5 protein-coding genes are annotated in these 8,186 nt (G+C 70.8%); 1 reads left to right on the top strand and 4 read right to left on the bottom strand.

Annotation, left to right across the window (positions count from 1 at the left end; translation table 11 throughout):
* From msrA to I6A60_RS17375, 4 genes are all read right to left on the bottom strand, one after another.
* Positions 1 to 738 (bottom strand): peptide-methionine (S)-S-oxide reductase MsrA (gene msrA / locus I6A60_RS17390; RefSeq protein ID WP_374487234.1); only part of this gene is annotated, 738 nt, incomplete at its 3' end.
* Positions 739 to 1,061: 323 nt separating this feature from the next.
* A complete protein-coding gene (locus I6A60_RS43595) occupies positions 1,062 to 2,354 on the bottom strand; it encodes a PhoH family protein (RefSeq protein WP_203023765.1) in 1,293 nt (430 codons plus the stop codon).
* A 459-nt stretch (positions 2,355 to 2,813) separates the two neighbouring features.
* Positions 2,814 to 4,874, bottom strand: coding sequence for a thioredoxin domain-containing protein (locus tag I6A60_RS17380; protein ID WP_203023766.1), 2,061 nt, complete (start codon positions 4,872 to 4,874; stop codon positions 2,814 to 2,816).
* Between the two features lie 157 nt (positions 4,875 to 5,031).
* Positions 5,032 to 5,772, bottom strand: coding sequence for a hemolysin III family protein (locus tag I6A60_RS17375; RefSeq protein ID WP_203023767.1), 741 nt, complete (start codon positions 5,770 to 5,772; stop codon positions 5,032 to 5,034).
* 364 nt (positions 5,773 to 6,136) lie between these two features.
* On the opposite strand from I6A60_RS17375, the gene I6A60_RS17370 reads away from it, so the two are divergent.
* Positions 6,137 to 7,960: a phosphoenolpyruvate carboxykinase (GTP) gene (locus I6A60_RS17370; protein ID WP_203023768.1), complete on the top strand. Its 1,824-nt coding sequence runs from the start codon at positions 6,137 to 6,139 to the stop codon at positions 7,958 to 7,960.
* Positions 7,961 to 8,186: the final 226 nt, after the last annotated feature.

The raw sequence follows: 8,186 nt of genomic DNA, 5'->3' as shown, positions 1-8,186 counted from the left end.
CCCCGTGTTTTTTTCCCCGCCGCCGCCGCCACCCCCCATTTCTGCCTGTCTGGTGGGCTCGGAGATGTGTATACGAGACCGGCCCTCGGCCGCTGCCAGGCCGACCGGGCAGCTGACGCCGGTGCCGCCGAGGCCGCAGTAGCCGTTCGGGACCTTGTGCAGGTACTGCTGGTGGTAGTCCTCGGCGTAGTAGAACGGCCCGGCCGGCGCGATCTCGGTGGTGATCTCGCCGTGGCCCGCCGCCGTCAGCCGCTGCTGGTAGGCGGCGCGGCTGCGGGCGGCCGCCGCGGCCTGGTCGTCGGAGTAGGTGTAGATCGCCGAGCGGTACTGGCTGCCGACGTCGTTGCCCTGGCGCATCCCCTGGGTCGGGTCGTGCGACTCCCAGAAGACCGACAGCAGCTTGTCGTAGGAGACCTGGCTCGGGTCGTAGACGACCTGGACGGCCTCGGTGTGCCCGGTCAGGCCGGAACAGGTCTCCTCGTAGGTCGGGTTCGTGGAATAGCCGCCGGCGTACCCGACGGCGGTGGAGTAGACGCCCGGGGTCTCCCAGAACTTGCGCTCCGCGCCCCAGAAACAGCCGAGGCCGAACACGGCGACCGCCAGGCCCGCGGGGAACGGGCCCTCGATCGAGGTGCCAAGCACCGCGTGCCGCTCCGGTACGCCGTAGAGCCGCCGCTCGTGCCCGGGCAGCGCCTGCTCGGGCGAGACCATGGTCGCCGCGCGCCGTCCGAACAGCATGTGAACCACCTCCGGTAACAGGCTCGCCCTTGGCCAGAAGGTCAGGGCGAGAATTCACCCCGCACAACAGCGCGAAGGGGTGGTCCGTTCCCACTGGGGAACGGACCACCCCTCGCGTAGGTACCGCCGGCGCTGGCGCCAGAGCCGCCAAGGTCGCCCGCAGGCGATGATCGCCGTTTTCGCCCTCTGGTGGTCGTGAATCGGGCTTGATCACAACCACCAGAGGGTCCAACTCGCGATCAGGCCCGCGAAGCGCGCCCTGCGGCGCCCGGCGACACGGCGGGAGGCTGGGCCGCCGGCGTGGGCGACGCTGGTCCGCCGGCCTAGAGGACGAGGTCCTCCAGCATCGTCGTCACGAGAGCCGCGATCGGGGACCGCTCGGACCGGGTGAGCGTGATGTGCGCGAACAGCGGGTGGCCCTTGAGGGTCTCGATCACCGACGCGACGCCGTCGTGCCGACCTACCCGCAGGTTGTCCCGCTGGGCCACGTCGTGGGTGAGCACCACTCGCGACCCCGCGCCCAACCGGGACAGCACGGTCAGCAGCACGCCGCGCTCCAACGACTGCGCCTCGTCGACGATCACGAAGGAGTCGTGCAGCGAACGGCCGCGGATGTGCGTCAGCGGCAGGACCTCGAGCATGCCGCGCTCGACGACGTGCTCTATGACGTCCTCGGAGACGAGCGCGCCCAGGGTGTCGTAGACAGCCTGCGCCCAGGGCGCCATCTTCTCGTTCTCGCTGCCGGGCAGGTAGCCGAGGTCCTGGCCGCCGACGGCGTAGAGCGGGCGGAAGACCACGACCTTGCGGTGCGCCCGGCGCTCCATCACCGCCTCCAGGCCCGCGCACAACGCCAGCGCCGACTTGCCGGTGCCGGCGCGACCGCCGAGCGAGACGATCCCGATCTCCGGGTCGGCCAGCAGGTCGAGGGCTACCCGCTGCTCCGCGCTGCGGCCGTGCAGCCCGAAGGCCTCCCGGTCGCCCCGCACCAGCCGGACCGTCTTGTCGGCGCAGATCCGGCCGAGCGCCGAGGCGCTGCCGCCGGACGACGTCAGCACCAGGCCCGTGTGGCAGGGCAGGTCGGCCGCGTCCGCGAGCATGAGGTGCTCGCCGGCGTACAGCCGGTCGAGCTCCTCCTGGCCCACGCTGAGCTCGGCCATGCCGCCCCAGCCGGTGTCCACGGGCTGCAGCGCCCGGTACTCCTCGGCCTGCAGGCCGACGACGGAGGCCTTCACCCGCAGCGGCATGTCCTTGGTGACCAGCACCACGTCGTCGCCCTCAGCCGCCAGGTTGAGGGCGACGGACAGGATCCGGGAGTCGTTGTCGCCAACCCGGAACCCCGGCGGCAGCACTGTCGGGTCGGTGTGGTTGAGTTCTACCCGCAGCGTTCCGCCGCCTTCGAGGGGTAGCGGATGATCGAGACGCCCGTGCCGGATGCGCAGGTCGTCCAGGATGCGTAGGGCCTCCCGGGCGAACCAGCCCAGCTCGGGGTGGTTTCGCTTTGCTTCCAGCTCCCCTATTACGACCAGGGGGAGCACGACGTTGTGCTCCGCAAATCGCAGCAGCGCGCGAGGGTCAGACAGCAGCACGCTTGTGTCGACGACATGCGTTCGTGGCACACGCCCACCCGCTTACTCGGAGTTGTCCGGGACACAGCCCCACAGGGGCCGGGTCCCGGCCTCCTGGCGTTGTCGCGAAAGCGGCACCGAGGGGCCTCCCCAGCGGTCCAGCCCGACGCCGGACCACGATTTGAGACGTCGAGGCATCACGGTAGCCGCAGGTAGGTGGGTTGGCGACCCACTTCGCCGAACACGTGGCGAACGTACGTCAACGCCTTCTGTGACCGGGATGGGCACCAGGCCCCCTCCAGGCCCGCTTCGGACCCAGATCGTCACGGTACGCAGCCGTAGTGAACGTGCGGGTCGCGAGGCAGGCCGCCAGTCGAGCGAGGCCCTCGCGCAATCGTCACCGTGAGTTCGACCACCCGACGATCACCCAGAGATCATCGTCCGATCACGGGGTGACCATCGAGCGCACTTCCGGGCCTGGGCCCGACCCCGGCCAGCCGGGGGGCACGATCACACTGGGTGATCAGAACCTGCGGCCAGCTTGACGCCCAGCAAACGGCGGACCTCGTCCTCGGTGCGGGCCGGACGCTCACAGACGAAGTGCTGGCAGACGTAGACGCCGGGCTCGGGCCGGTGGTCGGTGAGCGGTCCGGCAGTCACCACGACCGCGCCCGGAGCCGTGCCCAACCGGGCGAGCCGCTCGAGATCGGGCCGGCCGACGACCGCGACCTCCGCGGGGCCGGCGAGCAGCGCCTCGGCGACGGCCCCGGCGTAGCCGGCGAAGGAGGCGTCGCGGGCCAGCAGCGCCGCGAGCAGGCCGACCGTGGCCTCCGCGTCCTCACGGTGGTCGGCCGAGCCGGTCAGCGCCGCGTACGTCAGCAGCGCGCCGGCGAACGCCGACTGGCCGGACGGCGTAGGCGAGTCAGAGATCTCCCGCGGCCGGCGCAGCAGCGTCTCCGCGTCGTCGGCGGTGTCGTAGAAGCCCCCGTCGGGGGCGCGGAACCGGCCCCTGGCCACGTCGAGCAGCTCCCGGGCCAGCTCCAGCCAGGCCAGCTCGCCGGTCACCTGGTAGAGCGCGAGGAGGCCCTCGGCGACGTTGCCGTAGTCGTCGAGCACTCCCGCGTTCGGGCCGACCTTGCCGTGCCGGCTGGTCCGGCGCAGCCGGCCGTCGACCAGGTGCACGTCGCGCAGCAGGCCGGCGGCCCGCTCGGCGGCCTCGACCCAGGCCGGCACCTCGAACAGGGCGCCCGCCTCGGCGAGCGCCGCGATCGCCAGGCCGTTCCAGCTGGCGACGACCTTGTCATCGCGGGCCGGCTGGGGCCGCAGCGCCCGGGCGGCGGCGAGCTCGTCGCGGACCCGGGCGAGCCGTGCCGGGTCGGCGTGGTCGGCGGGTAGCTGGAGCACCGACGAGCCGTGCTCGAACGTGCCGTCCTGGGTCACCGCGAACAGGTCGGCCGCCCAGGCGGCGTCGTCCGGCGCGAGGACCGCGGCCAGCTGCGCCGGGGTCCACACGTAGCTGGCGCCCTCGACGGGGTGACTCCCGTGCTCGTCGCCGTCGCCGTCGCCGGAGCCATTGGAGCCATCGGAGCCGGCCGGCGGTATCGCGTCGGCGTCGAGGGCCGAGGCGAAGCCGCCCTCGGCGGTGCGCAGGTCCGTCAGCAGGAACTCGGCCGTCTCGCGCACCACCCGGGCCGCGAGCCCGCTGCCGGTGGCCCGCCACAGGTGCAGGTAGACGCGCAGCAGCTGGGCGTTGTCGTAGAGCATCTTCTCGAAGTGCGGAACGGTCCACGTCGCGTCGACGCTGTAGCGGGCGAAGCCGCCGGCCAGCTGGTCGTAGATGCCGCCGCGGGCCATCCGCTCGCAGGTGAGCGCGACCAGGTCGAGGGCGCGGGCGTCGCCGGAGCGCGCGTGGTGGCGCAGCAGCAGCTCGGCGACCATCGACGGCGGGAACTTGGGCGCCGCGCCGAAGCCGCCGTTGCGCGGGTCGAACCGGCCGGCGAGCTGGTCGACGGCACGGTCGAGCAGGTCGGCGTCGAGCCGCGTGCCCGATCGCCCACCGACCGGCGACTCGGCGGCCTCGGCGAGCTTGCGGGCGATGTCCGCGCCAGAGGACTCGATCTCGTCCCGGCGGGTGACCCAGGCCTCCGAGAGGGCCTGGAGCACCTGGCTGAAGGCCGGCATGCCCGGACGGCCCTGGGGCGGGAAGTAGGTCCCGGCGAAGAACGGCTCGCCGGCCGGCGTCAGGAAGACCGTCATCGGCCAGCCACCGTGCCCGGTCAGCGCGACGGTGACGTCCATGTAGACGGCGTCGACGTCCGGGCGCTCCTCGCGGTCGACCTTGATGTTGACGAAATGCTCGTTCATGAAGGCCGCGGTGGCCTCGTCCTCGAACGACTCGTGCGCCATGACGTGGCACCAGTGGCAGGACGCGTAGCCGACCGACAGCAGCACCGGGACGCCGCGGCGGGCCGCCTCGGCGAACGCCGCCGGCTCCCACGGCCACCAGTCGACGGGGTTGTCCGCGTGCTGGAGCAGGTACGGGGACGTCTGGTCGGCAAGCCTGTTCGCCACGGAAACTCCTTCTCGGGTCACGGAGCCGGTCCGCGTTCTCTGACGCTATGGGGCGCCCGAATCTTCCCGGGCAGCGGCGTCCTCGCCGGTGACGCCGCGCGGGGTCCGGGCCGGCGCCCGGCCCCGGCGCGGGAGGCGGGCCGTTACAGGGCGGTCGTCACCGGTAGACGGCCAGCATGAGCGCGATGTAGTGGCAGCAGGCGGCCACGAGCGTGAACGCGTGGAACACCTCGTGGTAGCCGAAGACCCGGGGCGCGGGGTCGGGCCGGCGCATGGCGTAGACGACCGCGCCGACGCTGTAGCAGACACCGCCGGCGAGCAGCAGCGTCAGCGTCGCGACCCCGGCGGTGTGGGCGACCTCGGGGAAGACGAACACCCCCACCCAGCCGAGGGCTATGTACAGAGGTACGAACAGATACCGCGGCGAGTGCAGCCAGAGCATCCGCAGGAGCACGCCGAGCGCGGCCCCGCCCCAGACGACGATCAGGACCGGCTGGGCGATGTGGCGCGGCATGGCCAGCAGCGCGAAGGGCGTGTAGGTGCCGGCGATGAAGACGAAGATCATCGAATGGTCGAGGCGCTTCATCAACGCTCGCGCCCGGGTGGTCGACCACGAGGTCCGGTGGTAGAGGGCGCTAGTCCCGAAGAGCGCCGCAATACTGATCGCGTAAACCCCGACGGCGAGCCGGGCTCCGAGCGTCGTCGGCAGCGCCACAGCCACCACGCCAAGTGCCACACTTACCGGAAAAGCTCCGGCATGTAGCCATCCCCGCATGCGCGGTCGCACCAGGTCACGCGGGTGGGCCCGGATGTCGGCTGTGTTGCCATCAGGGTGGTTGTCGCCAGAGACCGGTTGCGGACCGGCGGCGGCGGGTTGCGTCGCTCCGTGAGTGACCACGTCAGAACGATAACCGCGCGGCCCTCCGGAGCGTCGCACGCCCCGGCCAGCCAGCGGGTCCGAACGATCCCGATGCGTGATGGAACCAACGTTTCCGCCCCGCTGTACCGCGCGACTGCGCACGGAAAGAGCGGTACAGTCTAATGATCCTGAACGCGGCCTCGAACGTACCCCTTGTACGGGCGGACACTGTTGTACTGACGGCGCCGTACTGGCGGACACTGCACCGGCGGTCAGCGCCGGCACGCCGGTGGAATGTCACCACCCGTACAGGGGGGCGTTCGGGTGCGCAAGCTACACGCAAGCTGCACCTGTATACCGAGGCGAGAACGCGGCAGGTTCGACGCGACCGGAGGTGTGAGCTGTGACGACCGCGGCACAGATTCCCGGGCTGGATGCCGCCCCGACCAAGCACGCCAGGCTGCTCGCCTGGGTGCGCGAGATCGCCGAACTCACCCAGCCGGACAAGGTGGAGTGGTGCGATGGCTCCGCCGAAGAATTCGATCGGCTCACCAATCTTCTCATCGAGCACGGGACGTTGGTGAAACTGAACGAGGAAAAACGTCCCAACAGCTTCCTGGCGCTCTCCGACCCACGAGACGTCGCCCGAGTGGAGGACCGTACCTACATCTGCTCGGCGAAGCGTGAAGACGCCGGCCCGACAAACAACTGGGTCGAGCCGGCAGAAATGCGCGGAACGCTCAACGGCCTGTTCAGCGGATGTATGCGTGGCCGGACGATGTACGTCGTTCCGTTCTGCATGGGTCCGCTCGGTTCGCGTATCTCGGCACTCGGCGTCGAAATCACCGACTCGCCGTACGTCGCGATCTCGATGCGGACGATGACCCGGATGGGCACCCCGGCGCTGGAGCAGCTCGGCGAGGACGGCTTCTTCGTGCCGGCGGTGCACTCGCTGGGTGCCCCGCTGGAGCCAGGCCAGGACGACGTGGCGTGGCCCTGCAACGACACGAAGTACATCGTCCACTACCCGGAGACTCGGGAGATCTGGTCGTTCGGCTCGGGCTACGGCGGCAACGCCCTGCTCGGCAAGAAGTGCTACGCGCTGCGGATCGCGTCGGTCATGGCCCGGGACGAGGGCTGGCTCGCGGAGCACATGCTGATCCTCAAGCTGACCTCGCCGAAGGGCGCGGTCCACTACATTGCGGCCGCGTTCCCGTCGGCCTGCGGCAAGACCAACCTCGCCATGCTCATCCCGACCGTCCCCGGGTGGAAGGCCGAGACGGTCGGCGACGACATCTGCTGGATGCGCTTCGGCGAGGACGGCCGGCTGTACGCCGTCAACCCGGAGGCCGGCTTCTTCGGCGTCGCGCCTGGTACTGGGGCTGACACCAACCCGAACGCGGTCGAGACCCTCTACGCCAATGCCATCTACACGAACGTCGCGAAGACGGACGACGGCGACATCTGGTGGGAAGGCCTCACGAAGGACAAGCCGGCCCACCTGACCGACTGGAAGGGCGCCTCCTGGACGCCGGAGGCACCGACTCCGGCCGCCCACCCGAACGCCCGGTTCACGGTTCCCGCCGGTCAGTGCCCGACGATCGCGGCCGAGTGGGAGGACCCGCGCGGCGTGCCGATCTCGGCGATCCTCTTCGGTGGCCGCCGGGCTACGGCGGTGCCGCTGGTCACCGAGGCGCCCGACTGGCAGCGCGGGGTCTTCTACGGCTCCATCGTCTCCTCGGAGACGACGGCGGCCCAGGCCGGCGCGATCGGCCAGCTCCGGCGCGACCCGTTCGCCATGCTGCCGTTCTGTGGCTACAACATGGCGGACTACATGGGTCACTGGCTGGCCACCGGCCAGAAGGCCGACGCCTCGAAGCTGCCGCGGATCTACTACGTCAACTGGTTCCGCAAGAGCCCCGAGGGCAAGTTCCTGTGGCCGGGGTACGGCGAGAACAGCCGGGTCCTCGCCTGGATCGTCGGTCGGCTCGAGGGTGAGGCGGACGGCGTCGAGTCGCCGCTGGGCGTGCACCCGACCCTCGAGGCGTTCGACACCGACGGCCTGGACATCGACCAGGCTGACCTCGCCACCCTGCTGACCCTCGACACGGAGGTCTGGAAGCAGGAGGCCGACCTGATTCCACAGCACTACCAGACCTTCGGCGACCATCTCCCGGCGGAGCTCTGGTCCGAGCACCAGGCCCTCGTCGAGCGCCTGAACGGCTAGCCCACCGCGTCGCCACACCTGACGCCCGCAAGACGATCGCCCCCGCCGGCCCAGCCGACGGGGGCGATCGCCGTCTCGGGACCAGCTCCTCACTCGACCTTGATCGCGATTTTGGCCCTGGGGTGGTCGTGACGAGGGCGTTTCCACGACCACCCCAGACATCCCATGGTTTTGGGTGTCAAGCGGCGGTGTCGAGTGTGACGGTGTGTGGCCAGGCGGTTGCTTC

This window comes from Frankia sp. AgB1.9, assembly GCF_016786355.1.
Lineage (GTDB): Bacteria > Actinomycetota > Actinomycetes > Frankiales > Frankiaceae > Pseudofrankia.
This window is presented reverse-complemented; position numbering and strand designations above follow the sequence as displayed.